Origin of the sequence: Hymenobacter daecheongensis DSM 21074 (assembly GCF_900141805.1) — a bacterium.
GTDB lineage: Bacteria > Bacteroidota > Bacteroidia > Cytophagales > Hymenobacteraceae > Hymenobacter > Hymenobacter daecheongensis.
In genome coordinates, this window is record NZ_FQYN01000004.1 from 495,098 (window position 1) to 521,866 (window position 26,769).

Sequence of the window (26,769 nt, forward strand, 5' to 3'; positions counted from 1 at the left end):
TCTTCCTTTTGCGGTTATCCAATGTCGGCCCCCACCCCTACCCCAAACTACCCCGTGCCCGTGCTCGAAACCGCCCGCCTGTGGCTGCGCGGCTACTCGCCCGCGGATATGCCCGCCTTCGTGGCCATGTTTCAGCAGCCCGAGTTCTACCGCTACCTCACCGGCAAGCCCCTGAGCGAGGAGGACGTGTGGGCCACGCTGATGCGTAGCGCCGGCCACTGGACGCTGCGGGGCTTCGGCTTCTGGGCCGTGGAGGAAAAAGCCACCGGTCGCTACATCGGCTCCGTGGGCTTCGTAGACCGCAAGCGCACCATAGAGCCGCCCATTGGCGAAGCGCCCGAAATTGGCTGGGTACTGGATGCGGCCACCCACGGGCAGGGCTACGCCACCGAGGCCGTGACGGCCGTACTGACCTGGGGCGACGCGCATTTTCAGGGAGCCCGCACCGTGTGCCTGATGAATCCCGAAAACGCGGCCTCCCGCCGCGTGGCCGAGAAGTTTGGCTACCGCGAGTATGCCCGTACCACCTACCACGGCGAGCCGGCCGTGCTGCTGGAGCGCACCGGGCCCGCGCTGATGCTACAATAAAACAGTGGACGCGCGTGTAGTGCAGCTTGGCCCAGTCGCCGATGAGCGGGCGCTAGTGCTACAATAAAACAGTGGACGCGGGTGCCGCGCCGCCTAACTGCTTATCCGCTTCGCAACTTTCCTTTTCGCCACCATGACTTCTGTCCCTGCGCTCACGCTGCCCCTGGCTGCCCTGCTGGTAGGCCGCCCCGAATCATTGGGCACGCCCGACGCGCCTACCCAGCTGGCCCGGACGTGGGTATCGGCCATTCGCAAAACCGCCGTGCAGGATGCCATCTGGCTGGATGCGCTGAATCTGGAAGGTGATGCGCAGGCCCACCCGAAAGTGCACGGCGGACCCGATCAGGCGCTGTGCGTGTATCCGGGCGGGCATTATCCGCACTGGGCCGAACGCCTGGGGCACGCACTGCCGCCCGGCAGCTTCGGCGAAAATCTGACCCTGGCCGGCCCCGCTACGGAGCACGATGTCTGCATCGGCGACGTATTCCGGCTGGGCGAAGCGGTGGTGCAAATCACGCAGCCCCGCTCGCCCTGCTACCAACTGGGGCTGCGCTGGCAGCAGCCGCTGCTACCCAAGTGGCTGCAGGATTCGGGCCGTACCGGCTGGTATATGCGCGTGCTGCAGCCCGGCCACGTAGCCCCCACCGACAGCCTGCAGCTTACGCAGCGGCCCTACCCGGAATGGCCGGTAGCGCGGGCTAACAGCGTGAAATATGAGCTGCGCGACGACCTGACGCTCTCGGCCGCGCTGGCCGCGTGCCCGGCGCTGGGCCAGCAGTGGCGCAGCAAAATGCTGGGGCGCGTATCGGGGGCATTGCCGCTGTATGATGATGCCAACCGCCTGCAGGGCCTGAACGCGGAATAGCGCCTAATTGGCTCCGCCAGAACACAAAAACAGGGCACCCGGCTGCGGGTGCCCTGTTTTTGTATCGATTAGCCTGGCGCTGCTTAAGCGGGCTGTTTGGCTTGTAGCTTCTGCAGCTCGCGGTAGGTTTTCTGCGACTGCGCAGACTGGCGCTCCACGGCCTGGCGCATGGCGCCGGTGAGGGTATGGTCGTCGAGGGCGTCTTCGTAGGCTTTCAGGGCCCACTCCTCGCCGTAGATATTGGAGCCCAGGATGGCGCTTTCGTCGAAGCCGGTGATGGCGGCTTTGGCATCCATCCAGCCGCGGTAGAGCTTGCCTTTGGCGGTGGTGCTGGTCTGGCGCTCGTGGCCCTGCTGGCGCAGGTAGCCGTTCAGCTCGTTGGCGAACTGCTGGCTCTGGCTCACCAGCTGCTTGTAGTAGCCGCTGAGCTGGGGATCTTTGCTTTCGGCCGCGGCGCGCTGGTAGCCCTCTACCCGGTCATTCACGAAGTAGAGCAGCTCGTTGAGGGTGTCAGCCTGCTGGCCGTTGCTGGCTTTGGCCGCTTTGCCGGCTTTGTTGCCACTGAGCAGCTTGCTCACGCCAAATACGAGCAGGGCGCCGCCGAGTACTTTCTGGGTGGTGCTGAGCTTGCCGAGCAGGTCGCCCATGCTGCCTTTGCTGAGCAGCTGGCCGGCTTTGTTCAACAGGGAGCCGTTTTCAGTAGTGGAAGAAGTGTAGGACTGACCGTAGTTGTCTTCCTGCGTGGGGCGGGTAGGTTGCTGTGGTTGATTCATGAGATAGAACAGGTTAAGTGAATTCTGGCGGGGTTTACGGCGACATGAGCCGTAGTGTTAGGCTGAGCTTGGACCCGCCCCCATCCGAAACGCAGATAATGGGTCGGCAGGGCCGTATCTTGCGGCTTCATTTAGCTCCGTTTTTATGCTTGCTACTTTGCTCCGCACTTCTTTGGGTCGCCTGCGGGCCGTCGGGTTTCTGGAAGGAGTGTCGTTTCTGGTCCTGCTGGGCATTGCCATGCCGCTGAAGTACGCAGCCGGCCTGCCGGAAGCGGTGCGCGTGGTGGGCATGGCGCACGGGGTCTTGTTCGTCCTGTATGTGCTGCTGGTGGTGCAGGTGAGTCTGGAGCTGGGCTGGTCGTGGCGCAAGGCGCTGCTGGCGCTGGTAGTATCGGTGGTGCCGTTTGGCACGTTCTGGGCCGAGAAGAAGCTGTTTCAGGCGTAACGGTCTGCTTCTGCCCGCAGCACGCGCACCGTCACGAGGAGCTGGCCGAGGTGGCGCATGGTGTGTTCGGCGGCGTGCACCAGCAGCCCCAGCACGGTAGAAGGTAGCTGCGCCCGACCCACGCCGCGCCGCTCGGTGAGGGTGGCTTTGGGTGTTTGGCGCAACTGGCCCAGGGTGCGCTCTACCTGCTGGTGGAAGGCCTGCACCAGCGCGGCCGTAGTGCCGGGCGCGGTGCTGCCCTGCCCTTCGGCCCGCAGATATTCGATCTGGGCGGGTGTCAGGCTTTCGGCGCGGGCGTAGGTGGTTAGGCGGTCGAGCACGCCGGTGAGGTGCTGCAGGTGAAAGCCGGGCGAGGCCAGCCCGGCGGGCTTATGCCAGAGCAGGTGGTCGGGAAAGTCAGCCAGCAGTGCCGTCAGCTCTTCGCGGGCCTGCAGCAGAGCGTGGGCCACGGGCAGCAGCAGCGGCGAATAGTCGGGCAGCGGGCCGCGCAGCCATACTTCGGGGAGGTCAGGATAAGTTGGGGTCATGGGCTGAAAACCGGGCGGATGGGGAGTTGTTGGCGGGGTGCAGACAAATAACGCCGCTTAAAAGGGCTTCGCTGGCCCGCTTGGGCGTATCTTGCGCGTTATGTTAGAAGCATCCCGGCGCGGGCAAGCTATGCCCTGGTCGCCTTTTCGTAAGCTCACTCCTTTTGCCGATGCGGCCAAGCGGCGCGGCGTTATCGTGCATCACCTCAACATCGGCCAGCCCGATATCGAAACGCCGCCTTCGGTGCTGGCTGCCGTGCAGCAGGCCGATATCCGGGTGCTGGAATACAGTCCTAGCGCCGGCCACGACTCCTACCGCCGCAAGCTGGCCGGCTACTACCAGGGCGTGGGTATCGACGTGGTGGCCGAGGATATTCTGGTGACGGCGGGCGGCAGCGAGGCCATCCTGTTTGCCCTGCTTTCCTGCCTCAACCCCGGCGACGAGGTGCTGGTGCCGGAGCCGTTCTACGGCGCGTATCCGTCGTTTGCGGTGGCCGCGGGCGTGCACATCGTGCCCATCACATCGCATATTGAACAGGGCTACGCGCTGCCGCCCATTGCCGAGATGGAGCGCCTGCTGACGCCGCGCACCAAGGCCATTCTGATCTGCAACCCCAACAACCCGACCGGCTACGTATATAGCCGCGCCGAGCTGGAGCAGCTGCGCGACCTGTGCCTGCGCCGCCAGCTGTTTCTGCTCTCGGATGAGGCCTACCGGGAGTTTTGCTACGATGCGCCCTACGTGAGTGCCCTGCACCTGGCCGGACTGGAGCAGCATGTGGTGCTGCTGGACACCATCTCGAAGCGCTACAGCGCCTGCGGGGCCCGCATCGGGGCGTTGGTGACCAGGAATAAGGCCGTGCAGGAAGCGGCGCTGAAGTTTGCCCAGATGCGGGTGAGTCCGCCGGGGCTGGCGCAGCTGCTGGGCGAGGCCGCCACCGCGCTGCCCGCCACCTATTTCGACGGCACCAAGGCTGAATACCTGCACCGCCGCAACGTGCTGGTGGCGCGGCTGCAAGCCATGCCCGGCGTGACGTGCCCGGTGCCCAGCGGGGCCTTCTACGTGATGGTGCGCCTGCCCGTGGACGATACAGCCCGCTTCGCGCAGTGGCTGCTGGAAGCGTTTCAGCACGAGGGCCAGACGCTGATGATTTCGCCTGCCGCCGGCTTCTATGCCACGCCTGGCCTGGGCCGGCAGGAAGCGCGCCTGGCCTACGTGCGCAACGCCGATGAGCTGCATAAAGCCATGGATTGCCTGGAACGGGCGTTGGGGCAGTACCCAGGGCGCACCGCATAGCGAACAGTGAGTAGTAGAAACCACTGCCGTAACTTGCCGCGCGTCTGATTCTTCTTCCTGTTCTAAACCCGAAATATCCTTCTGGCCATGCCCTCCCCGACTGCCCCCGTCACCGCCGCCGCCGACCGCGCCGACCGCAAAAACTCGCTCAGCCTGCGCCTCTGGCACTGGGGCAGCGCGGCCGTTATTTCGGGTCTGCTCATCACCATTCTGTTTCTGTTCGTGATTCTGAAGATGAAGACCGTGGGGCCGGAGTTTCAGCAGGTGCTGCAGAAAGAAGGCGTAACGATGAGCCGGGAGCAGGTGCGCGGCCTCACGCGCATCATCTCGCACCGCATCTGGGACTGGCACATTTACCTGGGCGTCACGCTGGCGTTTCTGCTGCTGTATCGGGTGGTGCTGGAATTTTTTCAGCGCGGGCGGCAGCGCTTTTCCGTCAAGCTGCGCACGGCGCGGCAGCTGTTTCGCCAGCAGGGCACCGACCTGCGCGACGTGCGCCACTCGCTGGTAGTGAAGTATTCTTACCTGGCTTTCTACCTGATGCTGACGGTGATGGTGACCACGGGCCTGATGCTGGTGTATGCCGATGATTTTGAAGTACTGGAAAAGCTGGAGCACACGGTGGAAGAAGTGCACAACTTCACCATGTACCTGATTATTGCCTTCATCGTGCTGCATGTGGCGGGCGTGGTGTGGGCCGAGTCTACCAAAAACAAAGGCATCGTATCGGATATGATAAATGGGGGCGACTAGTGCGCCCTTTTGTCATCCTTCATCTGGCGTACGCTTGCGCAGGGCCTTATCACGGTAGAAAGAACGACAACTGGTTGATACAACTCGCTATGGCGTTATAAGGTCCTTCGCAAGCGTACGCTAGATGAAGGATGACAGATTTTTTGACTCTCCAAACAGCTTCAACTATTCCGTTTCCCACATTTTTTTCCTGATAAATGCGTTCTTTTTTACTGAAATCGGCCGGCGGCCTGGGCGGCTTGCTGCTGGCGCTGGCCCAGCCGGCGGCGGCGCAAACGGCGGCCACCCCCAACCGCTTCCTCACCGATAGCCTCGACAGCTACGTGCAGCGCGGCCTGCGGCAATGGGAAGTGCCTGGTCTGGCCATTGTGGTGGTCAAAAACGGCAAAGTGGTGGTCAGCAAGGGCTACGGCGTGCGGGCCGTGGGCAAGCCCGAGCCCGTGGATGCCAACACGCTGTTCATGATTGCCTCCAACACCAAGCTCTTCACCGGCACCGCCCTGGCCCACCTCGACGAGCAAAAGAAGATTTCGCTCGACGAGCGGGCCAGCAAGTACCTGCCCGGCTTCCAGCTCTACGACTCGGCCGCCTCCCGCCTCGTGACGGTGCGCGACCTGATGGGCCACCACTTCGGCTTCAAAACCTTCCAAGGCGACTTTTCCTTTTTCAACTCCAATCTGAGCCGCGAAGACATCATCTACCGGATGCGGCTGATGAAGCCCGGCGGCCAGTTTCGCCGCGAGTACGGCTACTGCAACTCCGGTTTCGTGGCCGCCGGCCAGGTGATTCCGGCCGCTACGGGCGGCACCAGCTGGGAAGAATATGTGCGCCAGAACATTCTGCGGCCGCTGGGCATGAGCAGCACGAGCATGAACTCGCAGGGCTTTGAGCAGCAGCCCAACCACGCGCTGGCTTACTCCAATACCTTCGGCCCGCTGGCCCCGGTGCCCTTCGACAACTGGGACAACATGGGCCCCTGCGCCAGCATGACCTCCAACGTGACGGATCTGGCCAAGTGGCTGCAGTTTCAGCTCGATTCGGGTCGCTACCAGGGCCAGCGCGTGCTGCCGTGGAGTGTGCTGCGCAAAACCCGCGACGCCAACACCGTACTCAGCGCCCGCAAGTCGCCGGTGCTGCCCACGCACTTCACCACCTACGGCCTGGGCGTGCTCAGCACCGACTACAACGGCAAGCAGGTATTCTGGCACACCGGTGGGGCCTCCGGGCAGGTCAGCAACGTGTGCTTTGTGCCCGAAGAAGGCCTGGGCATCGCCATTCTGACCAACAACGACAACCAGAGCTTCTTCGAGGCCCTGCGCTACCAGATTCTGGACAGCTATCTGGGCGTGCCCTACGCCGACCGCAGCGCGTTTTTCCTGAAGCGGGCCAAAGCCGCCCGCCTCGTCGACAACCCCACCAAGAAGCTGGACGCGCGGGTGAGCAAGAAAGCCAAGCTGCCAATGAAGCCTGAAGCCTACACCGGCAACTTTGAAAATGCATTGTTTGGCTCCATCATCATCGCGCCCAAAAACAAGCAGCAGCTCCTGGTGCGCTTCCCCACCCATCCCGGCCTCACCGCCACGCTCGACTACATGGACGGCAACGAGTTCCGCTGCACCTATTCCAACCTCGTGTTTGGGGTGCAGCCGGCCGTGTTCAAAGTGGAAGGCGGCAAGGTAACCTCCGTGCAGCTGCAGGCCAACGACTACGTGGAACAAGACCCGTACGTGTTCAGCCGGCGGTAAATTTCGGTGGTCGTCATTTCAAACAAAAAACCGCCCGGACCAGCAGTCCGGGCGGTTTTTTGTTTGAAAGAATGGCGGTAAATTCGGCGGTAAGCCGGAGTACTGTCGGGAAGATTTTTCGGCCTGATTTTTAGGCGGCTCCGGCATTCACCTCACGCTTTCCTGTTTTCTCCGCCATGCCTGCCCGTTTCCTTGTCTCCGCTCTTTTTTTCGGGCTGCTGCTGACGGCCCTGCTGGGCTTTAGCGCGGGCCCGCGCCCTGCTTCGCCGCCGGCTACTATTTCGCTGCGCATCAACGGTTTGCCCATTGCTACCGACACGCTGGGCTCGCGCATTTTCGTGGGCACCAACCACACGTTGCGTCTGAACATCATCCGGGCCAACGACCCCGACGGTGAAGGCCTCACCATCCTCATCGACCGGTTTCCGCTAACCCCCGGCACCTACGCCTTCCAGGAAATCCTGAGCGGCCACAACCGCGACGCCTCTTACCGCTACCAGCAGGTGGCGGCCTACTCCAAATCGTGCCCCGACAACCCCGGTCTGGTGAAAATAACGGCCGTGGACACCGTGCGCAAAGTGCTGACCGGCTCCTACCACTGCCAGGTCTGCGAATCGGGCCGCGGGGCGCGGCGGTTTACGATGACGGGCGCGTTCAGCTTTCCGTATGAGGAGGAGTAACGGAGCCTCACCCCCGGCCCCTCTCCCGAGGAGAGGGGCCGGGGGTGAGGCTACAGCGTGGCCATATCAATCACGAAACGGTAGTGCACGTCGCCTTTCAGCATCCGCTCATACGCCTCGTTGATTTGGCTGATCGGAATAACTTCCACGTCGGACATGATGTTGTGCTCGGCGCAGAAATCCAGCATTTCCTGGGTTTCCTCTATGCCACCGATGAGCGAGCCGGCCACGCGGCGGCGCTTGGCAATCAGGTTGAAGGCGTGCAGCTGCGGGGCTTCGGGCGGCACACCGAGCAGAATCATGGTGCCGTCGCGGCGGAGCAGGTTCACATACAGGCCCAGGTCCAGCGGGGCCGATACGGTGTTGATGATGAAGTCGAAGTAGTTGGTCACGCTTTTCAGCTGGGCCTCGTCTTTGGTCACCACAAACTTGTGGGCCCCCAGCTTTTTGGCATCGGCTTCCTTATTAGGCGAGGTGCTGAGCACGGTTACTTCGGCACCCATGGCGGCGGCCAGCTTCACGGCCATGTGGCCCAGGCCACCCAGGCCCATCACTGCTACCCGGTCGCCGGCGCCCACTTTCCACTGCCGCAGCGGCGAGTAGGTGGTGATGCCGGCGCACAGCAGCGGTGCCACCCGCTCCAAAGCCAGCTTCTCCGATATTTTGAGCACGAAATGCTCGTTTACCACAATCTGGTTGGAATAGCCGCCCTGCGTGGACTTGCCGGTTTCTTTCTCGATGCCCGCGTAGGTGCCCGTAAAGCCCACTTCGCAGTACTGCTCCAGGTTTTCCTGGCAGCTGGGGCAGGTGCGGCAAGAGTCGACCATGCAGCCCACGCCGGCCAGCTCGCCGGCCTGGAAGCTCTTCACATGGTTGCCGACGCGCACCACGCGGCCTACTATTTCGTGGCCGGGCACCATCGGGAACATGGCGCCGCCCCATTCGTCGCGCACCTGGTGCAGGTCGGAATGGCACACGCCGCAAAACAGAATTTCGATCTGAACATCGTGCGGGCCCACGTCGCGGCGCTCGAAGGAAAAGGGTTCGAGGGGCGCGTGCACGGCGGGGGCCGCGTAGCCTTTGGCTGGAATCATGGTCAGGGGTGTTAGGTAAAAAGAAAGCGAATCAGGATAACCCAGCCTCGGCCCGAAGGTTTGCGGCGGCCGGCGGGGGCGGCGTGCCGGTGCGTAGCGCCGCCTCTACCTGCGCCCGCATCCGCTCCAATGACTGGTGGGCGAAGCGGCGCTGCAGAATGCGCCCAAACAGCTTGAAGCCCAGCCAGTAGAACGGGTTGCGGATGCGGCCCACCTGCGAAAAAGCGTGAATGTGAAACGTGACCCGGCCGGTGCCTAGGTTTTTGTGCACCGTAAACTCAATCTGGCCCCGCTCGAAGTGGCCTTCGAGGGTGCGGTAGTTGTAGCCCCACACCTGCTCCTGGGTGCCGTCGGGCAGACGGCGCGTCTCATCCGTCACGCCGCCGATGCGCACGCCGAACCAGAAGGTGAAGAACAGAAACTGCGCCCGCAGCACCATGGTGCGCTCCTCTAGGGGCGCGTCGGGCACGAAAATGCCGGTTATCAGATCGGAAGGCGGGAAGGTGTAGGCCCGCAAAATCTGCTGGGCGGCCCGCCAGGGGCCGTTTTCGGCGGGCGGGCCGGGGGCTTCGGCGGGCAGCTCGGTGTCGTAGTCGTCGATGCGCCAGCCGGTTTCGGCGGTGTACTCACTCACGCGCTCCAGGTCGAAATTAACCTTGGCCTTGCCGAAGGCTTCGAGGCGGGCCTTCTGCACTTCCCAGAGCGGCGGCGCCGTGGCGGCGACGGGTAGCGGGCTACTGGTCGGGATTGGCATCGTCGTGCTTTATGGTTTCCACACTTACCGGCCCTACGGCCTGGCCGCCGCTTTCTTCGGCCACTTTGGCACAAAATAGCTCCCAGGTCTGCTGTTGCACGGTTTTGCCAATGCCCAGCGTGTCGTAGGTGAAGGCCACCAGGCCGTCGCGGGAGCGGGCCCAAGAGTGAATCTCGAAGCGCAGGCGGCCTTTCTCGCCGGCCGGCAGCTCGCGCAGGCTGAAGCGGATGCGGCCGGCTTCGGGGTGGTTTTCGAGCGTAATCAACTCGAAGTGGTCGTCGGCGGTTTCGGTCACGCGCACGGTGCCGTTCCAGGGGCCCAGAATTTTGATGCTGAACTCGTCGCCTTTCTCCAGGCCATTGGGGTGGCCCTTGGTCTTCTCAAACTCGGCCAGCAGATCAGGCGAGTAGTGCTCTACGTTGCATTTGATGTGCTGCATCAGCTGCCGGGCCGTGAGGCGCGGCGCGGCAATATCGATACAGTAGATGCGCTCAAAAAGGGGGCCGGCGCCGGTGGCGGCGGGCTGTTCGGGTTTTTTCATAGCGGCGGGCCGGGGTGGGTAGCGTAGCGAGGAAAGGACTGCTGCTGCTAACGCAGGCACCCGACGCGGGGTTAGCGCCGGTACGGAGCCGGTACGTGAGCCGGCCATTTTTCCGCGTACTTTCGGTCCGAATTTATCCTTGCCTGCTTTCCGCCTATGCTTTCCCCCCGAATTCAGCGAATTCTGCTCAACCCGCGCCTGGTGCTGGGGTTGTACGTGGTGCTTACCATCGTTGTCTCGTTTCAGCACTACTTCAAGGGCCAGTTTTCCTACCACAACTACCGCACGTTCGTTGACCCATTTTTCCTGCTGCTGAAGGGCCAAACGCTCTATCAGCCGATGCCCGACAACTTCAACGAAATCTATAAGTACAGCCCGGCTTTCGCGCTGTTTATGGCCCCGTTTGCCGTGTTGCCCGACTGGCTGGGCCTGCTGCTCTGGAATGCGCTGAACAATGTCGTGTTCTACACCGCCGCGCGTCGCCTGTTTCCGGATGTGCGCCGGCAGCTGCTGTTTCTGCTGCTCTGCCTCATCGATATGATGACGGCCCTGCACAACAGCCAGGCCAACTGCCTATTGGTGGGCCTGATGCTGTGGACCTACATCAATCTGGAAAACGAGAAATATAGCTGGGCCGGGCTGTGCGTGGCCCTGGCGGCGCTCATCAAAATCTACGGCATCGGCATCGGGCTGATTTTCCTGTTTTACCCGCAGCCCATCCGCAACGGCGCGGTGGCCTTTGCCTGGCTGGCGCTGCTGGCTTTCACGCCGCTGCTGGTGGTGTCGTGGCCGAATTTCCGGATGATTTACCAGGACTGGTTGGCCGTGGTGCGCGAGTCGGCCACGGGCATTCAGCTCTCGCTGATGGGCGTGCTCGAAAGCTGGTTTGGGGTGGCTCCCACGGCTAAGGGCGTGGTGCAGGCAATTGGAATGTTGCTGCTGCTGGCTCCGCTGGTCTGGTTCCGCTTCTGGCGCGAGGCCGACTACCGCCGCCTCTACGTGGCCTCCATCCTGATTTTTGTAGTGATATTCAATCAGATGGCCGAGTCACCCACGTTTATTATTGCCGTGGCGGGGTTCATGTTCTGGTTTATTTGGTACGGGCGCGGCACGCGGCTGGGCTGGGCCCTGTTTGCGCTGGTGCTCATCTTCACCACTCTCTCCGCCACCGACCTGAACCCGCCCGCCCTCCGCCACGCCTATTTCGACGTGTACAAGCTCAAGGCAGTACCGATGATTCTGGCCTGGGCCGTTATTCAGGCGCAATTGCTGCTGTATCCGCGGTGGCGGGCGCGGCTGCAGGCAGCAGCGGCCGAATCAGCTCAGCTTGCCCCGACCGAAATAGCCTAAGCCGTTCGTCTTTCCGTATCGCAAAGCCTCGCCCCTGCCCGTATAGCAGGCGGCGAGGCTTTTTTGTGCCCCGCTCGCGCCGCCCGAACATCAACTCACCATTTCACTATCTCACCATCTCACTTATGTACCGCCCCTACCACCCGCCGGCCGATCCGCTGATCGTGCGCGAGCTGACCCAGGTGCAGCAGGAAATGCGCAGCCACGTGCGCCTGCTGCCGCTGGGCCACGAGCCGGCCTTCATTGCCGGCTGCGACTCGTCGTTTCCGACGCCCGAAACCATTCTATCGGTGGTGGTGCTACTGCGGTTTCCGTCGCTGGAAGTGGTGGAGAAGGTGTGGCACGCAGGGCCGGTGGAGGTGCCCTACATTCCGGGCCTGCTCTCGTTTCGCGAAGCGCCGAATGTGCTGAAAGCCTACGAAAAGCTCCGGCAGAAGCCCGATATTATCATGGTAGACGGGCACGGCATCGCGCATCCGCGGCGCATGGGCATTGCCGCCCACATAGGCGTACTGCTCGATATGCCCACCTTCGGCGTGGCCAAGCAGAAGCTGACCGGCGCGTATCAGGAGCCGGGCCATGCCAAAGGCAGCACCAGCTTGCTTTTGGATAAAAGCGGCGAGGTGCTGGGCGAAGTCATTCGCTCGAAAGACAAGGTGCTGCCGCTGTTCGTGAGTCCCGGCCACCGCTGCGACCAAGCCACGGCCACCCGCCTCACGCTGGCCTGCCTGCGCGGCTACAAGCTGCCCGAGCCCACCCGCTTGGCCGATCATTGGGCCGAGGAATTCAAAAAGGAGCTACGGTAATGTGCATTAGCGCTTTGAAAAAGAACGTCATGCTGAGCTTGTCGAAGCATCTCGCGTGCTGACTTCGGATTACTAATCTGACATCAGCACGCGAGATGCTTCGACAAGCTCAGCATGACACCTTCTTTCTACTGATTCACCGCCTCAAACGCCTCGCGCAGCGCCCCCAACGACTCGCCCGCCGCCGCGGGCAGCCCTAGCAGCCGCGCCACCGCAGCATACACCGGCCGGGGCGAAGCCGCATCGCCCATGATACCCCGCGCCAATGGCTGCTGCTGCGACTTGGAAAGCTTCAGGCCATCGGGACCGGTGAGCAGCGGATGGTGATGGAAGCGGATGCGGTGGGCATTGAACGCGGCGGTTTCGGGGAGTTGCCGGGCCAGCCAGAGCTGGGCGGCGGTGCTGGCCTGCAGGTCGAGGCCGCGCACGATGAGCGTAGTGCCCAGGCGCAAATCGTCGATGATAGAAGCCAACTGATAGGCGGCAATGCCGTCCTTTTTGCGCACCACAAAATCAGGCATTTGCTGGCCCAGCGGCACTACAGTTTCGCCCTGCCAGGCATCCAGGAAGCGAATTTCCAGGGCCGGCGGCACCCGCGCGCGCCAGGCGGCACCGGGCGTATCGAAGGGCACTTCGGTTTCGGCGGGGCTGGTGCGGGAGCGGGTGCTGGCGTAGAGCAGGCCGGGCACCTGGGCCAGCCGTTGGAGCGCCAGTTCGTACGCGGGCAGGTGGTGGAGCTGCGAATAGTTTTGCTCAAAATCGGCGGGGCCGGCGGGGCCGTGGTCGTAGTCGAGGCCGAGCCATTCGATGGTGCGGAAGATGTTTTCCAGGTACTGCGGGCGCAGGCGGGCGCGGTCCAGGTCGTCGATGCGCAGGTGTAGCTTGCCGTGGGCGCGGCGGGTGAGCAGCCAGGTCAATACAAAGTTGACGGCATTGCCCAAGTGCAGAAAGCCGCTGGGCGTGGGCGCGAGGCGGGAGATGATGGGAGAGGCAGACTGGCTCATGGCAACGACGGCCGCAAGGTACTACGGCCGCATCAACCGTGCGAAAAACACACGCGGAATGGCTCTACACACCACTGTTCCAGCGGCCGGATTAAACGCCGAGGCCCGGCCGTAGTCCAAGCCAGCACCTCCTTACTTTGCGGCTCCATGAAACACGCTCTACTTTCCTTTCTGTTGCTGGCTGGGCTATTGGCAGGCACTGCCCAAGCCCAGCAAACGCTGTATTTTCCGCCCCCGCCGGCGGTCGGCACCTGGGCCACCACCACGCCCCAGAGTCTGGGTTGGTGCCAGCCTCAGCTCGATTCGCTCTATAATTTTCTGGGCCGCAAGCACACCAAGTCGTTTATCGTGCTCAAAGATGGCCGGCTGGTGCTGGAGCGCTACTACGGCACCTACACCCAAGATTCGGTGCATTACTGGGCTTCAGCGGGCAAATCACTGACGGCCATGTTGGTGGGCATTGCGCAGCAGGAAAGCCTGCTCAGCCTCACCGACAGCACCTCGCGCACGCTGGGCCGGGGCTGGACTTCGGCCCCCGCGCGCAAGGAAGGCCGCATCACGCTGCGCCACCAGCTCACCATGACCACCGGCCTCGACGACACGCCGCCCGCGCCCTGCGACAACGAAAGCACCTCCCCCGGCTGCCTGCTCTACCGCACCGATGCCGGCACCCGCTGGGCTTACCACACCGGTCCCTACCGGCGGTTGCTGGATGTGGTGGCCCAGGCCAGTGGCCTCGCCATCAATCAGTTCACCAACCAGCGCCTGGCCTCCCGCATTGGTATGAGCGGGGCGTGGGCCAACGGCATCTACTACAGCCGGGCCCGCGACATGGCCCGCTTTGGCCTGCTGGCCCTGGCCCGTGGCACCTGGAACGGTGCCGCCATTCTGCGCGACACGGCATATTTCCGGCAGATGACCACGCCTTCGCAGCCGCTGAACCGCAGCTACGGCTACCTGTGGTGGCTCAATGGCCAAAGCTCCTACCAGCTGCCTGGCCCCCAGCAAACCGTTTTTTCCGGCCCGCTCATTCCCACCGCCCCCGCCGACCTTGTTGCCGCGCTGGGCAAAAACGACCAGAAAATCTACGTGGTGCCCAGCCTGGGGCTGGTGGTGGTGCGCCAGGGCAATTCGGCCGATAGTCCGCGCCTGGCCGTTTCCTCCTTCGACACCGAACTCTGGCGCTACCTGATGGCCGCTATGCAGTGCCGCCCGCTGGCCACCCAAAACGCCATTGCCCAGGCCGCCGCCCAGGTTTTTCCTAACCCGGCCACGCAGACCCTAACCGTTTCCGCCGTGCCGGCTGCCCGCCGGCTGTGCCTGCTCGATGCCACCGGCCGCGTGGTGCGGGAGTTGGTGGTAGCCGGCGAAGCCTCGATGTCCGTAGCGGAGCTGCCCGCCGGGCTGTATCTGCTGCACTGGCTGAGCGCTGAAAGCCGCGTGCTGGCCGTGCGCCGGGTGGTGAAGCAGTAGGAACCCGCGAGTTTCTTTTATTATAGCATTTACGCAACCGCGGCAAAAGCTAGCCCCAGCGGGGCGGCATATCGGTAGCAGTAACGGGCAAAAGCGGTCGAAGCCCCAGCGGGGCGACACCTTCGTTCAACGATAGGTGCCGTCCCGCTGGGGCTCTGGTCTTTCAGCGGCTTTGGCTACTACCGACATGCCGCCCCGCTGGGGCTTAAAAACCGACCTTTTGCGTAAGTCTTGTATCAGTGAATTAAGAGAAAAAGCCCTTCGGAGCATTCCGAAGGGCTTTTTCTCTTAATTCACTGATATTTTAGCGGGCGCCGGGTGGGCAGTGCTCTTTTAGGAATTGGGTGAAGGTGGTGGCCAGGTGGCGGCTGGTACCTTCGCCTTCCGAGATGCTGTGCGTACGGTTCGGGTAGGCCATCATCTGGAAGGGCTTGTTGTGCTTGACAAGCTCATTGATCATCTGCTCGGCGTTGTTGTAGTGCACGTTGTCGTCGCCGGTGCCGTGGATGAGCAGCAGGTTGCCGCGCAGGTTTTTGGCGTAGTTCAGGGGCGAGTTATCCACAAAGTGGTGCTTGTCTTCGGGCAGCAGCCCCATGTAGCGCTCCTGGTAGATGTTGTCGTAGTTGAGCTGATTGTCGACGGCGGCAATGGAAACGCCGGTTTTGTAGATCTGCGGGTACTGAAACAGCAGGTTCAGCGTGCTGGACCCGCCGCCGCTCCAGCCCCACACGGCCACGCGGCTGGTGTCGATGAAGGCATGGCGCTTCAGCAGCTCCTTGGCCGCCATCGCCTGGTCGCGGATGTTGATTTTGCCGATGTTGTGGTAGATGGATTTGCGCCACTCGCGGCCTTTCGGGGCGGGCGCGCCACGACCTTCCACGGAGGCGTAGATGTAGCCGTCATCGGCCATGCTGCCCGCATACAGGCGGTTGAAGCCCGTGCCGAAACGGTCTACCACCGTCTGGCTGGCGGGCTCGCCGTACACGTAGAACACGATGGGGTATTTCTTGGCGGGGTCGAAGTTGGTGGGCTTCACCATCCAGCCGTCCATCGTAATACCGTCCTCAGTTTTCACCTGGAAGAACTCCGGCTTGGGCAGCTTGATGCTCTTGGCCCGCTCCGACACCTCGCCGCCGCTCAGGCGCTTATGCTCGGGCAACGACACCACATCGGCCACCGGGTAAGTGGTGCTGTTGGAGAAGTTGTGCAGGGCCAGGCGGCCGTTGGGCGAAATGTCGTAGCTGTGCGAGCCGGCCAGCTCTTTCGGTGTCACGCGCTCGGCTTTGCCGCCTTTCAGGGCCACTTTGTAGAGGTAGCTCTGGGTGGCATTGTCCGGCGAGGCCATGAAGTAAATCGTGCCGTTCTTCTCGTCAATCAGGCTTACGCTGATTACGTCGTAGTTGCCCTTGGTGAGCAGCTTCTCCTGGCCCTTGCGGTCGATGGTGTAAATGTGGCGCCAGCCGTCTTTCTCGCTAAGCCAGATAAAGCGCTTGCCGCCCTCAATCCAGTCCCAGCCCACAGCTTCGCTTTTGGCATCAATCCAGGCCTTCTCCGTTTCGCTGTGCACAGGCTTCACCTCGCCGGTAGCGGCGGTGCAAAGCATGATTTTGCTTTCGTTCTGGCGGCGGTTCAGCTGCTGCACAATCAGCTCCGAGGAGTTGTTGGCCCACTCCATACGGGGCAGGTAGTGCTGCACGGCATCCCCCGGAATCTTCATCCAAGTGGTAGCGCCGCCCTGCACGGGCACCACCCCGATGCGGGCCATGCTGGGGTCCTCGCCCACCACGGGGTACTCTACCGGCACCGTGAACGGGTACAGCGAGTCGGTGGTGTTCAGCATGAGGTAGTTTTTGGTTTTAGCCGCATCGAGCTGCCAGTAGGCAATGCTCTGGCCATTGGGGGCCCAGCGGAAACCGTCGCGGCAGTCCAGCTCCTCCTCATATACCCAGTCGAAGGTACCGTTGATGAGCGTGCGGGTGCCATCGGTGGTCAGGGGCCGGATGGTGCTGCCGGCCAGGTCTTCCACGTAAATATTATGCTCGCTCACGTAGGCCACCTGCTGGCCGTTGGGCGAGAATTTGGCGAACATCAGCGACGATTCCGGGCGGCCCTTGCCGAGCTGCTTCAGGGTTTTGGCGGCCGTGTCATACACCCAGTAGTCGCCGCGGGTGTCGTAGCGCCATACTTTTTTGGTGTTGGTATGAATGAGGACTTTCTGGCCGTCGTCGGAGAGCGAGAAGCGGCGCACTTCCAGCGGTGCGGTTTGGCCCTGGGGCGTCAGCTGGGCCTTGCTGACCAGCACCGTGCGCTTGGTGCCATCACGGGCGTCGAGCTGTACGATTTCGTCGTTGTCGGCCTTCATGTAGCCGTTGCCGTCTTTGGTCCATTGGGTGCCGGGCCCGAACTGGGCGGAGGCGGCCCCCACGAATAGCAGCTGGAAAAGCACGACCGCCGCGGCCATTTTCCGCGTGAGAATTCTGAGCATAAACAACTTTTAATGGGGAGAAGAGAGTGAAAGGAAGGGCAAATTACGCATTGGTTGCTATTGGCCGGCGCGGGATCTGGCCGAGTGTGTCAACTGACGGGCTTTGGCGGCCAATGTTGCTTGCTACCCGCCCTCCGGCCACGCATGCTGGGCCAGCTTCTCAGCCCTAGTGGGAAGGCATGTTTGAACTTTTCAGCGCTATCAATGTATGTACATATATCAACTACCACCGCCGACCGTAGCCCGCACATTTTCGCCGGGCCAAACCGGCGGCCCTAATGCAGTAAAAGCAGCGCTTGATGAAAACCGCCCCCACTACCTACCCCGTCCACGACCTGATTCGCAGCCGCTGGAGCCCGCGCTCCTTTGCGCCCACGCCCGTAGCGCCCGAAGCGGTGAGTCAGCTTTTTGAAGCCGCTTCCTGGGCCGCCAGCGCCATGAACGAGCAGCCCTGGCGCTACCTCTACGCCCACCGCACCGACACCGAAGCCTTCCAAAAACTAGTCGATTGCCTAATGCCCGGCAACCAGCCCTGGGCCCGCAACGCCGCCGTGCTGGTGCTGGCCTTGGCCAAAACCCACTACGACAACGGCACCCCCAACGGGGCGGCCCTCCACGACCTGGGCCTGGCCAACGGCAACCTGATTCTGGAAGCCACGGCCCTGGGCCTGCACGGCCACTTCATCGGCGGCTTCGACCGCGCCAAAGCCCAGGCAGCTTTCGATTTGCCCGCAAGCCTGCAGCCCGTCGTGATGATTGCGCTGGGCTACCAGGGCGAGGCCGAGCAGCTGGAAGAGCCGTTTCTGAGCCGGGAAAAGGCCGCCCGACAGCGCAAGCCGGTGGCGGAAATTGCGTTTCACGAGCAGCTGCCTGCTTAACTACTTTTTCGGTTAGTCGGAGTCCGGGTGGCCGGTAGCTTAGCCGTCAGAAGCCTTTCCGGATCCGGAAAGGCTTCTTTTTTTGGCCGTGCCGTGGCGACATACCTCGGCTGGCTGGTGCTGAAAAACCTCCAGCTGAAACGCTTTTTCAGTCGGAAACCGGAACTTGATACACCTTATTTCCGCGCTTGAGCTGGGCTATAAAGCCTACCTGATTTCGGCCCGCTTACCCTAGCTCGACAGGAGCGCGAAAAGCAAAATTCATATTTTCAAAGCCCGCCGTGTTTGCCACTAAGGCATTATCATTCACACTATTATCCACAAATAAATACTGCGCAAGGCAGGCATTTCACGTCCGATTCCCTGCGCATTAGCCTAGCGGAACAGGTCGGGTGAAAAAGTTCCTGGGCCGGCCGGGTATTGCTGCCGAACCCTCATTTCACAACAACCTTATAGTACGGGGCAAGGTATATAGGCTCGATTCAATACGGATTGAGTCAAACTTTTAACCCCCGTTCCATATGAAACTACCTCTTACATCCGCTACGAAGGCCCTCGGGCTCGGGCTGGCGTTGGTGGCTGCCCTGCCCCACACGGGGCAAGCACAAAGCTCCGAGCGAAAAACGGGCATCAGCCTCTATGGTACTACCTGGCAGTACCACGGCGACCTGGGTTCCGAATGGTTCAAGAGCGACAAGATTGAGTTCGGTGCCGGCCTGCGCATAAACCGCTACGTGACGCCGGGCGTCGATTTGGGTCTGGACATGAGCTACGGCGAAATGGCCTTCTCGGGCAATCCACCCAAAAACACGGATTTCAACTTCAGCGGCTTCCGGGCCAATGTGGTGAACATCGGCATTCCCGTGAAGCTGAAGCTGAACAACGGCTGGGCCTTTAAAGAGGACGCCGTCATTGCTCCTTACCTGAGCCTGACCCCCGGCGTATTCTTCGCCAGCACCGACCGCTTCAAAGTGGGTGGCGGTGCGCCCGACAACCGTGACCTGTACGCCTGGGATCTGAAAGGCGCGGCCGGTATCACGTTCCAGTTTTCGCCAGCCGTGGCTGTTTTCGTAGAAACCAGCCAGCACTATGCCACCACCGACCAAGTGGACGGCATCACGGAAAAAGGCAACATCAACGACCGCTACCTGCAACATTCGGCCGGTCTTACCTTCAACTTGGGTAAAACCATTGATACCGACGGCGACGGTGTAAGTGATAAAAAGGACAAATGCCCCGGCACCCCCACGGGCGTAGCCGTAGATGCCAATGGCTGCCCACTTGATGGCGACGCCGACGGTGTTCCGGATTATCAGGATAAGTGCCCCACCGAGAAAGGCCTGGCGGCGCTGGAAGGCTGCCCCGACCGCGACGGTGATGGTGTGCGCGACGGCGACGACGCCTGCCCCGATACCCCCGGCAAGGCGGAGCTGAAAGGCTGCCCAGATGCTGATAACGATGGCGTGACCGATGCCAACGACAAGTGCCCCGGCACCCCGGCTGGTGTTTCGGTAGATGCCAGCGGCTGCCCACTCGACCGTGACGGTGATGGTGTTCCAGATTACCAGGACCGCTGCCCAGATCGTGCCGGCCCAGCCTCGAACAAAGGCTGCCCCGAAATGAAAGTGGAGGAGAAGAAGAAGCTCCAGGAAGCCACCAAATACATCCAGTTCGAATTCGATAAAGCGACGCTGAAGCCGATTTCGTTCCCGACGCTGAATGGTCTGGTAGAGATTCTGAACGCCTATCCTGACTACTCGCTGGGTATTTCGGCCCACGCCGATAACAAAGGCGACGATGCGTACAACCTGCGTCTGTCGGATGCCCGCGCCGCCTCGGCCCGCACCTACATGCTCAGCAAAGGTATCCCCGCCGACCGGATTGTGTCGCATGGCTACGGCGAAACCAAGCCGATTGCCGACAACGCCAAGGAGTCGGGTCGCGCCATCAACCGCCGCGTAGAGTTCGACGTGTACCTGCCCGGTGACCCGAACCCTGCCGAAACCAAGTATGGCCCAGCCCCGGAAATTCCTGCCGCCCCCGTGAAAGCAGCTCCGGTGAAGAAAGCCCCGGTGAAAAAGGCTCCGGTACGGAGAAAGTAACCCATTGACCTTCGGGTCAGTACTTCAGAAAGCGGCCAGCTCCATAGCTGGCCGCTTTTTTTGGCCCATGCCACGCTGCCCTAGTTGTACTATGTCGGAGCCCCGGCAACTAGGTTGCTCTTGCTTACAACCTACCGGATTTGTCCTGCGTTAAAATCCCAACTCCCTGTTTTTTTCATTCTAAACTCAGACGTTATGAAAACGCTCAAAGGATATGTAGCCCTGTTTTCCACGGTTTTGCTGCTCAGCGCTACCCTAGCCCCCGAAACTGCTCAGGCCCAGACTACCCAGCCGGCTAAGAAAGGCTGGAGCGGCAAAGCCAAAGGCGCGGCCATCGGCACCGGCGTGGGGGCTGTGGGCGGAGCCGTAATAGGCGGCACGAAAGGCGCGGTAATCGGTGGCGTAACCGGAGCCGCCGCCGGGGCCGTGATTGGCCGCAAAAAGGACAAGAAAAAGACCCCCGTACGCTACGAGCAGTACTCGAAGCAATAGCTTGGCCAGCGGCCTTGCGGCCATGTTTTGCATTTCCTGAAAGGGCTTCCGCCACGCTGGCCGGAAGCCCTTTTTTGCGGGTGCCACCCTTTCGAGCCACCACTTCCAAACCGTATAGCCACTAACTGCTACTTTGCGGCGCTGTTGCCTCACCTCTTACCAAACGCCCATGACTACCTGGCTCCGAACCACCCTGGCTCTTTTTGCCCTGCTCACGCTTTGCGGGCCGCAGACCCAGGCCCAGACCACCGTGCAGGGCAGCATCCGGAGTGGCGGGCTGCGCCGCGACTACCGGCTGTATGTGCCGGCGGCCTACCGCCCCACTACCGCCGTGCCGCTGCTGTTCAACCTGCATGGCTACGGCTCCAATAACCTGGAGCAGGAAAACTACGGCGACTTTCGCGCCATTGCCGACACGGCCAACTTCCTCGTAGTGCACCCGAATGGCGTGGCAGATGGTAGTGGAACCCGGTCCTGGAACACGTTTGCGCCTCCCGGTCCGGGTATCGACGACGTCGCCTTTCTCTCGGCTCTCATCGACAGCCTGAAGCTGACGTACAACATCGATAATGACCGAATTTATAGCACCGGCATGAGCAATGGCGGCTTCATGAGCTACGAGCTGGCCGGGCGGCTGAGCGGGCGCATCGCGGCGGTGGCCTCGGTCACGGGCAGCATCGTGCAGAGCCGGCTGAATGCCTTCGCGCCCCAGCACCCTATGCCCATCCTCGAAATTCATGGCACCGCCGATGGCACCGTTCCCTACAACGGCAACTTCCTGTTTCTGCCCATCCCAACGGTACTCAACTACTGGGTGCAGTTCAACGGCTGCCTGCCCACCCCGGTGGTCACGCCGGTGCCCGATACCAACACCACCGACGGCAGCACGGCCGAGCGGTCGGTGTGGAGTGGTGGGCGCAATGGCAGCGTGGTAGAACACTACCGCATCATCGGGGGCGGCCACACTTGGCCCGGCTCGGCCTTCACCACCGGCGTCACCAACCGCGACATCAGCGCCAGCCGCGAAGTGTGGCGCTTTGTGCGGCGCTTCCGCCTTAGCCGCCTCAGCACGCCGCTGGCTACGGCCAGTGCCACGCCGACCATCACGCCGGCCAGCTACCCGAACCCCTTCACTACTCGCCTGATGCTGCCAGCTGGCACCAACCTGCGGCCCGGCCATCTGAGCGTGACCGATGCCCGCGGCCGCCGGATGCCGGTGGTGGTGCAGGCGGCCGGCGGCGGCAGTTTCTACATCCCCACCGGGGCGTGGGCAGCGGGTATCTATCTACTGCGCACGGAAATGAACGGCAAGGTGTATGCGCAGAAAGTAGCAAAGCAGTAGATGCCGCAATAGGCCGGCCCTGCGTAGTGTGTCAGTTCCTCTCTCCTGCTTTTGCTCCATGAAGACGATAGTCACGCTCACGCTGAACCCGGCCGTTGATAAAAGCACCACCGCCGACCAGATCATTCCCGATCAGAAGCTGCGGTGCGCGGCTCCCAAGTTCGAGCCCGGCGGCGGGGGCATCAACGTATCCAGGGCGCTGAAGCGGATGGGGGCCGATTCGCTGGCTATTTTTCCGGCCGGCGGACCTGCCGGAACTTTGCTGCGTGAGCTGCTCACGCAGGAGCACATTGCGCAGCGCGCGGTAGAAACCGCGGGCCACACCCGTGAGAACTTCATCGTGGTCGATGCCTCCAACGGCCAGCAATACCGCTTCGGGATGCCCGGCACGCCACTCTCGGACCAGGAGCAGCAGCAGGTGCTAAGTACGCTACAAAGCCTGCCCACCGCCCCCGATTTCCTCGTCATCAGCGGCAGCCTGCCGCCCGGCGTCGAGCCTGATTTTCTGGTGCAGGTGGTGCGGGCCGCCAAAGCCGCCGGCACGAAGGTCATCATCGATACCTCGGGGCCGGCTCTGCAGCAGGTGCTGGCCGAAGGCGTGTATCTGGCCAAGCCCAACGTGGGTGAGCTAAGCAAGCTGACCGGCGCCGAGGAGCTGGACACGGCGGGCGCCACCCAGGCAGCCCGGCAACTGGTGCAGCAGGGCCAGGCCGAAATCGTGGTGGTGTCATTGGGGCCGCGGGGCGCGTGCGTGGTCACCAAAGAGCTGACGGACTACGTGCCGGCCCCGGCCGTGAAAAAGCGTAGTACCGTAGGAGCCGGCGACAGTATGGTGGCGGGCATGGTCTACGGCCTGTCTACGGGCTTCGCCATCCGCGAAATGGCCCGGCTGGGCGTGGCCTGCGGCACAGCGGCCACCATGAATCCCGGTACGGAGCTGTTCAAGAAAGCCGACGTGGACCGACTGTATCAGTGGCTGCGGCAGACAATGGCGGGGGCGGTTTGAGTGCGGACTTGCCGGCTTGCAGCAGCGCTTTTCATCCGTATTCCGCGTAACTCACGGAGCGAAGCAGTGTTCAGTTGGAGAACTGTATTAATTCGCCGCCGAGGCTGGAAATAGTCTTGGTGCGAGTTTAGCGCACTATACTTGATGAAAACTCCTGCTTACCAACATATGCGCCGCTTGCAGCCAAACTTGTTCTTCCGTAGCTTGTCACTTCGCCTCAGTGGAGGTACGCCTCATCGCTGGTCACGAACTACAAGCTCGCGTTGGTTGAAGCAAACAGAGTACGTTTAGCGTTTTAGTTAAAGACTATATGTTCCTCCCTCGACTGCTATTGTTCATATTACTATGGACAACCCCATTCCTTAGCACTGCTCAGTGGGCAATTACCCAATGGGTCAATACGCGCATTGATGACCAGTTACTAGTGCAGTTACCTTACAAAACATCGCCTGAATTAGACAAGAAGGATCCTGGAACAAAAATATTTACAACCGAAACAGAAAACATTGTATTAGTAGTTGGCAGCGTCGATCTACGTTACTCGCCTAAATACTCATCCACTAATACCGTTACTGTAGAATCTCTTAATAAATCATTTAACCGCATTCTACGTTCTCAAACAAAAGCGTTAAAGGGCTTTGACATGAAATTAATAGCCCAGAGCAATACTCTTTTTGCTAATGCCCCTGCTCGGGCGGTGCGCTTCAGTTTCGTTGACGAAGTACGAAATCAGCCTGCTTACTTAGATTTCATTTATCTCTGGCGCGGAGACAATATTTACTTGCTGGCATGTGCATACCGTCTTCCTGAAACAGTTGATACAGTCCAAGATCGGAATCGATTCTTGAAATCTGTGACATTCGACGAAGCCATACCAGCAAAAGAGTTGTAAAAATGCACTTCATAACACCAGCTATTTATTGACATAATAGCATAAAAAGCTGATTAAATCCCGCATATACCGCCAAAACGTCAGCAAATCCCCTCTCGCACCCCGTTTGCTGTGCCTTGCGTAGACCCTCCTAACCCGAAGGCTCACTCAAGACTTAGCAGCTATGAACTTTAATAATTTCACCATCAAGGCGCAGGAGGCCGTGCAAAAGGCCACTGAAATTGCCGGCGCCAACCAGCAGCAGGCCATCGAAACGGGCCACCTGCTCAAGGGCCTCTTCCAGAGCGACGAGAACGTGCTGTCGTTTCTGGCCAACAAGCTCGGCGTCAACCTCAACATCCTTACGCCCCGCCTCGATTCTATTGTCGCGGCTTACCCCAAGGTGAGCGGGGGCTCCCCATATCTTTCCAACGACGCCAACGCGGCCCTGCAGCGGGCTAACAACTTCCTCAAGGAGTTTGAGGACGAGTATGTGTCGGTAGAGCACCTGCTGCTCGGGCTGCTCGGCGGCAAGGACGCCGTGGGCACGCTGCTCAAGGACACCGGCTTCAACGAGAAGGACCTGAAAGCTGCCATCAAGGAGCTGCGCGGGGGCCGCAAAGTCACGAGCCAGACTGCTGAGGACCAGTACCAGAGCCTCAACCGCTACGCCCGCAACCTCAACGAGCAGGTGCGCACCGGCAAGATGGACCCGGTTATCGGCCGCGACGAGGAAATCCGTCGCGTCCTGCAGATTCTCTCCCGGCGCACTAAGAACAACCCCGTCCTGCTCGGCGAGCCCGGCGTGGGCAAAACTGCCATTGTGGAGGGCCTGGCCCAGCGCATCGTGACCGGCGACGTGCCCGAAAACCTCAAGGACAAGATCATTATGTCGCTCGACATGGGCCTGCTCATTGCCGGGGCCAAGTACAAGGGCGAGTTTGAGGAGCGCCTCAAGTCCGTTATCAAGGAAGTCACCGACTCCGAAGGTCAGATCATTCTGTTCATCGACGAGATGCACACGCTCATTGGGGCCGGCGGCGGCGGCGAGGGCGCCATGGACGCGGCCAACCTGCTTAAGCCCGCCCTGGCCCGGGGTGAGCTGCACGCCATCGGCGCCACCACGCTCAAGGAGTACCAGAAGTACATCGAGAAGGACAAGGCCCTGGAGCGCCGCTTTCAGGCCGTGATGGTGGATGAGCCCAGCATCGAGGACGCCATCAGCATCATGCGCGGCATCAAGGAGAAGTACGAGCTGCACCACGGCGTGCGTATCACCGACGACGCCGTAATTGCCGCCGTGGAGCTGAGCAGCCGCTACATCACCGACCGGTTTTTGCCTGACAAGGCTATCGACCTAATGGACGAGGCGGCGGCCAAGCTGCGCATCGAGTTGAACTCCATGCCCGTGGAGCTGGACGAAATCCAGCGCCGCATCATGCAGCTGGAGATTGAGCGCGAGGCCATCCGCCGGGAGGAAAACCACGAGCGCGAAAATGTGCTGACCAAAGACCTGAGTGAGCTGACCGCTAAGCGCGACACGCTCAAGGCCCAGTGGGAAAACGAGAAATCGGTGCTCACCGGCATTCAGGAGCAGAAGGAGGCCATCGAGAAGTTCAAGCTCGAAGCCGAGCAGGCCGAGCGCCAGGGCGACTATGGCCGCGTAGCCGAATTGCGCTACGGCAAGATTCAGGAAGCCGAGGCGAAGCTGAAGCAGCTTCAGGACGAGGCCAACGCCAACGAGGCGGGCGGCACCATGCTCCAAGAAGTGGTGACGGCCGAAAGCATTGCCGAAGTGGTGGCCAAGTGGACCGGCATTCCGGTGAGCAAGATGTTGCAGTCGGACCGCGAGAAGCTGCTGAATTTGGAGCAAGAGCTGGGTAAGCGCGTGGCCGGGCAGAGTGAAGCCATTGCGGCCATTTCGGATGCCGTGCGCCGTTCCCGAGCCGGGCTGCAGGACCCCAAGCGGCCGATAGGCTCGTTTATCTTCCTGGGCACCACCGGCGTGGGCAAAACCGAGCTGGCCAAGGCCCTGGCCGAGTACCTGTTCAACGACGAGAACAGCATGGTCCGCATCGACATGAGCGAGTACCAGGAGCGCCACGCCGTGTCGCGCTTGATTGGGGCGCCTCCCGGCTACGTGGGCTACGACGAGGGCGGGCAGCTGACCGAGGCCGTGCGCCGCAAGCCTTACTCGGTGATTCTGCTCGATGAAATCGAGAAGGCCCACCCCGACGTGTTCAACATCCTGCTCCAGGTGCTCGACGACGGCCGCCTCACCGACAACAAGGGTCGGGTGGCCAACTTCAAGAACACCATCATCATCATGACCTCCAACACCGGGGCCGACATCATTCAAAAGAACTTCAAGGAGCTGAATGAATACAACCACGACGAAGTGGTGGACCGCACCCGCGAGGAAGTCATCGAGCGGCTCAAGCAGCACATGCGCCCCGAGTTCCTGAACCGCATCGACGAAATCGTGATGTTCCAGCCCCTCAAGCGCAAGGAAATCCGCAAGATCGTGGACATCCAGTTCCGCCAGATTCAGCAGCGGCTGGAAGAAGCCGGCATCCGCCTGGAAGCCACCGACGAGGTGCTCGACTTCCTCGGCGAGCAGGGCTTCGACCCGCAGTTCGGCGCCCGGCCCCTGAAGCGCGTCATTCAGCGCCTGGTGCTCAACGAGCTGAGCAAGGACATTCTGTCGGGCCGCGTGAGTAAGGATGCGGTGGTGGAAGCTGTACTGGAAAACGGCGGTATTCGGTTTAATAACGTGGAGATTCCGGCCGTGGGGTGACCTCACCCCCGGCCCCTCTCCTTGGGGAGAGGGGACCCTAATGATAATAGGAAAGCCCCGCTGGCGTTGTGCCGACGGGGCTTTTTTGTTATCAGCGAAAG

General features: G+C 61.5%; 24 protein-coding genes. 17 read left to right on the forward strand and 7 right to left on the reverse strand.

Annotation, left to right across the window (positions count from 1 at the left end; genetic code table 11):
- Positions 1–21 precede the first annotated feature (21 nt).
- Positions 22–588 carry a GNAT family N-acetyltransferase gene (locus BUB62_RS10215; protein ID WP_073109525.1) on the forward strand — a complete coding sequence of 189 codons (567 nt, stop codon included), beginning with the start codon at positions 22–24 and terminating at the stop codon, positions 586–588.
- Between the two features lie 133 nt (positions 589–721).
- The gene (locus tag BUB62_RS10220; protein WP_073109528.1) at positions 722–1,453 is read left to right on the forward strand and encodes an MOSC domain-containing protein; all 732 of its coding nucleotides are present in this window, start codon (positions 722–724) and stop codon (positions 1,451–1,453) included.
- Positions 1,454–1,536: 83 nt separating this feature from the next.
- Here the strand turns inward: BUB62_RS10220 and BUB62_RS10225 are convergent, their stop codons facing one another.
- Positions 1,537–2,226, reverse strand: a complete 690-nt coding sequence (locus tag BUB62_RS10225) for a ferritin-like domain-containing protein (RefSeq protein WP_084538974.1) — start codon at positions 2,224–2,226, stop codon at positions 1,537–1,539.
- A gap of 145 nt (positions 2,227–2,371) precedes the next feature.
- On the opposite strand from BUB62_RS10225, the gene BUB62_RS10230 reads away from it, so the two are divergent.
- Positions 2,372–2,671 (forward strand): DUF3817 domain-containing protein, encoded by a 300-nt coding sequence (locus BUB62_RS10230; RefSeq protein WP_073109530.1) that lies wholly within the window; start codon positions 2,372–2,374, stop codon positions 2,669–2,671.
- Here the strand turns inward: BUB62_RS10230 and BUB62_RS10235 are convergent.
- On the reverse strand, positions 2,662–3,198 hold the full coding sequence (locus tag BUB62_RS10235) for a DinB family protein (RefSeq protein WP_073109533.1): 537 nt from the start codon (positions 3,196–3,198) through the stop codon (positions 2,662–2,664). The genes BUB62_RS10230 and BUB62_RS10235 overlap by 10 nt on opposite strands.
- A gap of 100 nt (positions 3,199–3,298) precedes the next feature.
- Here BUB62_RS10235 and BUB62_RS10240 point away from each other — a divergent pair, with 100 nt between their 5' ends.
- The 4 genes from BUB62_RS10240 (at position 3,299) to BUB62_RS10255 (ending at position 7,673) form a co-directional block, all read left to right on the forward strand.
- Positions 3,299–4,495 (forward strand): pyridoxal phosphate-dependent aminotransferase, encoded by a 1,197-nt coding sequence (locus BUB62_RS10240; RefSeq protein WP_073109536.1) that lies wholly within the window; start codon positions 3,299–3,301, stop codon positions 4,493–4,495.
- Between the two features lie 87 nt (positions 4,496–4,582).
- Entirely contained in the window at positions 4,583–5,248 is a 666-nt protein-coding gene (locus BUB62_RS10245; RefSeq protein WP_073109539.1) for a cytochrome b/b6 domain-containing protein, read from the forward strand.
- Between the two features lie 197 nt (positions 5,249–5,445).
- Positions 5,446–6,993, forward strand: a complete 1,548-nt coding sequence (locus BUB62_RS10250) for a serine hydrolase domain-containing protein (protein ID WP_073109541.1) — start codon at positions 5,446–5,448, stop codon at positions 6,991–6,993.
- Between the two features lie 176 nt (positions 6,994–7,169).
- Entirely contained in the window at positions 7,170–7,673 is a 504-nt protein-coding gene (locus BUB62_RS10255) for a hypothetical protein (RefSeq protein WP_073109544.1), read from the forward strand.
- Positions 7,674–7,723: 50 nt separating this feature from the next.
- Here the strand turns inward: BUB62_RS10255 and BUB62_RS10260 are convergent, their stop codons facing one another.
- Genes BUB62_RS10260 through BUB62_RS10270 form a run of 3 tightly spaced genes read right to left on the reverse strand, consistent with a single transcriptional unit; the run spans position 7,724 to position 10,062 of the window.
- Positions 7,724–8,767, reverse strand: coding sequence for an NAD(P)-dependent alcohol dehydrogenase (locus BUB62_RS10260; protein ID WP_073109546.1), 1,044 nt, complete (start codon positions 8,765–8,767; stop codon positions 7,724–7,726).
- Between the two features lie 31 nt (positions 8,768–8,798).
- A complete protein-coding gene (locus BUB62_RS10265) occupies positions 8,799–9,521 on the reverse strand; it encodes a DUF1990 domain-containing protein (protein ID WP_084538975.1) in 723 nt (240 codons plus the stop codon).
- Positions 9,502–10,062: a DUF1990 family protein gene (locus BUB62_RS10270; RefSeq protein WP_073109549.1), complete on the reverse strand. Its 561-nt coding sequence runs from the start codon at positions 10,060–10,062 to the stop codon at positions 9,502–9,504. Before BUB62_RS10270 ends, BUB62_RS10265 begins: the two co-directional genes overlap by 20 nt.
- Positions 10,063–10,218: 156 nt before the next feature.
- Here BUB62_RS10270 and BUB62_RS10275 point away from each other — a divergent pair, with 156 nt between their 5' ends.
- Positions 10,219–11,412: a glycosyltransferase family 87 protein gene (locus BUB62_RS10275; protein WP_073109551.1), complete on the forward strand. Its 1,194-nt coding sequence runs from the start codon at positions 10,219–10,221 to the stop codon at positions 11,410–11,412.
- A 125-nt stretch (positions 11,413–11,537) separates the two neighbouring features.
- Positions 11,538–12,218, forward strand: a complete 681-nt coding sequence (nfi, locus tag BUB62_RS10280) for a deoxyribonuclease V (RefSeq protein WP_073109553.1) — start codon at positions 11,538–11,540, stop codon at positions 12,216–12,218.
- Positions 12,219–12,346: 128 nt separating this feature from the next.
- Here nfi and BUB62_RS10285 read toward each other — a convergent pair whose 3' ends face one another.
- A complete protein-coding gene (locus BUB62_RS10285; RefSeq protein WP_073109557.1) occupies positions 12,347–13,222 on the reverse strand; it encodes a glutamate--tRNA ligase family protein in 876 nt (291 codons plus the stop codon).
- Positions 13,223–13,369: 147 nt separating this feature from the next.
- Here BUB62_RS10285 and BUB62_RS10290 point away from each other — a divergent pair, with 147 nt between their 5' ends.
- Positions 13,370–14,695, forward strand: a complete 1,326-nt coding sequence (locus tag BUB62_RS10290; protein ID WP_073109560.1) for a serine hydrolase domain-containing protein — start codon at positions 13,370–13,372, stop codon at positions 14,693–14,695.
- A gap of 304 nt (positions 14,696–14,999) precedes the next feature.
- Here the strand turns inward: BUB62_RS10290 and BUB62_RS10295 are convergent, their stop codons facing one another.
- Positions 15,000–17,180 (reverse strand): S9 family peptidase, encoded by a 2,181-nt coding sequence (locus tag BUB62_RS10295; RefSeq protein WP_234988669.1) that lies wholly within the window; start codon positions 17,178–17,180, stop codon positions 15,000–15,002.
- A gap of 299 nt (positions 17,181–17,479) precedes the next feature.
- Between BUB62_RS10295 and BUB62_RS10300 the strand changes: the two genes are divergently transcribed.
- The 7 genes from BUB62_RS10300 (at position 17,480) to clpB (ending at position 26,668) form a co-directional block, all read left to right on the forward strand.
- Positions 17,480–18,058 carry a nitroreductase family protein gene (locus tag BUB62_RS10300; RefSeq protein ID WP_073109563.1) on the forward strand — a complete coding sequence of 193 codons (579 nt, stop codon included), beginning with the start codon at positions 17,480–17,482 and terminating at the stop codon, positions 18,056–18,058.
- A gap of 521 nt (positions 18,059–18,579) precedes the next feature.
- Positions 18,580–20,160, forward strand: coding sequence for an OmpA family protein (locus BUB62_RS19735; RefSeq protein ID WP_084538976.1), 1,581 nt, complete (start codon positions 18,580–18,582; stop codon positions 20,158–20,160).
- Positions 20,161–20,355: 195 nt separating this feature from the next.
- Positions 20,356–20,652, forward strand: coding sequence for a YMGG-like glycine zipper-containing protein (locus BUB62_RS10310; RefSeq protein WP_073109566.1), 297 nt, complete (start codon positions 20,356–20,358; stop codon positions 20,650–20,652).
- A 169-nt stretch (positions 20,653–20,821) separates the two neighbouring features.
- Positions 20,822–21,994, forward strand: coding sequence for an extracellular catalytic domain type 1 short-chain-length polyhydroxyalkanoate depolymerase (locus BUB62_RS10315; RefSeq protein ID WP_073109569.1), 1,173 nt, complete (start codon positions 20,822–20,824; stop codon positions 21,992–21,994).
- Positions 21,995–22,052: 58 nt separating this feature from the next.
- Positions 22,053–23,000, forward strand: a complete 948-nt coding sequence (locus tag BUB62_RS10320) for a 1-phosphofructokinase family hexose kinase (RefSeq protein WP_073109572.1) — start codon at positions 22,053–22,055, stop codon at positions 22,998–23,000.
- Between the two features lie 310 nt (positions 23,001–23,310).
- Positions 23,311–23,892: a hypothetical protein gene (locus BUB62_RS19010; RefSeq protein ID WP_143164105.1), complete on the forward strand. Its 582-nt coding sequence runs from the start codon at positions 23,311–23,313 to the stop codon at positions 23,890–23,892.
- A gap of 163 nt (positions 23,893–24,055) precedes the next feature.
- Positions 24,056–26,668, forward strand: a complete 2,613-nt coding sequence (clpB, locus tag BUB62_RS10325) for an ATP-dependent chaperone ClpB (protein WP_073109575.1) — start codon at positions 24,056–24,058, stop codon at positions 26,666–26,668.
- The last annotated feature ends 101 nt before the right edge of the window (positions 26,669–26,769 follow it).

Excerpts from the sequence above, each read along its gene's own strand:
- BUB62_RS10215 (WP_073109525.1), top strand. The coding sequence starts at position 22 with ATGTCGGCCCCCACCCCTACCCCAAACTACCCCGTGCCCGTGCTCGAA.
- BUB62_RS10220 (WP_073109528.1), top strand. The coding sequence starts at position 722 with ATGACTTCTGTCCCTGCGCTCACGCTGCCCCTGGCTGCCCTGCTGGTA.
- BUB62_RS10225 (WP_084538974.1), bottom strand. The coding sequence starts at position 2,226 with ATGAATCAACCACAGCAACCTACCCGCCCCACGCAGGAAGACAACTAC.
- BUB62_RS10230 (WP_073109530.1), top strand. The coding sequence starts at position 2,372 with ATGCTTGCTACTTTGCTCCGCACTTCTTTGGGTCGCCTGCGGGCCGTC.
- BUB62_RS10235 (WP_073109533.1), bottom strand. The coding sequence starts at position 3,198 with ATGACCCCAACTTATCCTGACCTCCCCGAAGTATGGCTGCGCGGCCCG.
- BUB62_RS10240 (WP_073109536.1), top strand. The coding sequence starts at position 3,299 with ATGTTAGAAGCATCCCGGCGCGGGCAAGCTATGCCCTGGTCGCCTTTT.
- BUB62_RS10245 (WP_073109539.1), top strand. The coding sequence starts at position 4,583 with ATGCCCTCCCCGACTGCCCCCGTCACCGCCGCCGCCGACCGCGCCGAC.
- BUB62_RS10250 (WP_073109541.1), top strand. The coding sequence starts at position 5,446 with ATGCGTTCTTTTTTACTGAAATCGGCCGGCGGCCTGGGCGGCTTGCTG.
- BUB62_RS10255 (WP_073109544.1), top strand. The coding sequence starts at position 7,170 with ATGCCTGCCCGTTTCCTTGTCTCCGCTCTTTTTTTCGGGCTGCTGCTG.
- BUB62_RS10260 (WP_073109546.1), bottom strand. The coding sequence starts at position 8,767 with ATGATTCCAGCCAAAGGCTACGCGGCCCCCGCCGTGCACGCGCCCCTC.
- BUB62_RS10265 (WP_084538975.1), bottom strand. The coding sequence starts at position 9,521 with ATGCCAATCCCGACCAGTAGCCCGCTACCCGTCGCCGCCACGGCGCCG.
- BUB62_RS10270 (WP_073109549.1), bottom strand. The coding sequence starts at position 10,062 with ATGAAAAAACCCGAACAGCCCGCCGCCACCGGCGCCGGCCCCCTTTTT.
- BUB62_RS10275 (WP_073109551.1), top strand. The coding sequence starts at position 10,219 with ATGCTTTCCCCCCGAATTCAGCGAATTCTGCTCAACCCGCGCCTGGTG.
- nfi (WP_073109553.1), top strand. The coding sequence starts at position 11,538 with ATGTACCGCCCCTACCACCCGCCGGCCGATCCGCTGATCGTGCGCGAG.
- BUB62_RS10285 (WP_073109557.1), bottom strand. The coding sequence starts at position 13,222 with ATGAGCCAGTCTGCCTCTCCCATCATCTCCCGCCTCGCGCCCACGCCC.
- BUB62_RS10290 (WP_073109560.1), top strand. The coding sequence starts at position 13,370 with ATGAAACACGCTCTACTTTCCTTTCTGTTGCTGGCTGGGCTATTGGCA.
- BUB62_RS10295 (WP_234988669.1), bottom strand. The coding sequence starts at position 17,180 with ATGCTCAGAATTCTCACGCGGAAAATGGCCGCGGCGGTCGTGCTTTTC.
- BUB62_RS10300 (WP_073109563.1), top strand. The coding sequence starts at position 17,480 with ATGAAAACCGCCCCCACTACCTACCCCGTCCACGACCTGATTCGCAGC.
- BUB62_RS19735 (WP_084538976.1), top strand. The coding sequence starts at position 18,580 with ATGAAACTACCTCTTACATCCGCTACGAAGGCCCTCGGGCTCGGGCTG.
- BUB62_RS10310 (WP_073109566.1), top strand. The coding sequence starts at position 20,356 with ATGAAAACGCTCAAAGGATATGTAGCCCTGTTTTCCACGGTTTTGCTG.
- BUB62_RS10315 (WP_073109569.1), top strand. The coding sequence starts at position 20,822 with ATGACTACCTGGCTCCGAACCACCCTGGCTCTTTTTGCCCTGCTCACG.
- BUB62_RS10320 (WP_073109572.1), top strand. The coding sequence starts at position 22,053 with ATGAAGACGATAGTCACGCTCACGCTGAACCCGGCCGTTGATAAAAGC.
- BUB62_RS19010 (WP_143164105.1), top strand. The coding sequence starts at position 23,311 with ATGTTCCTCCCTCGACTGCTATTGTTCATATTACTATGGACAACCCCA.
- clpB (WP_073109575.1), top strand. The coding sequence starts at position 24,056 with ATGAACTTTAATAATTTCACCATCAAGGCGCAGGAGGCCGTGCAAAAG.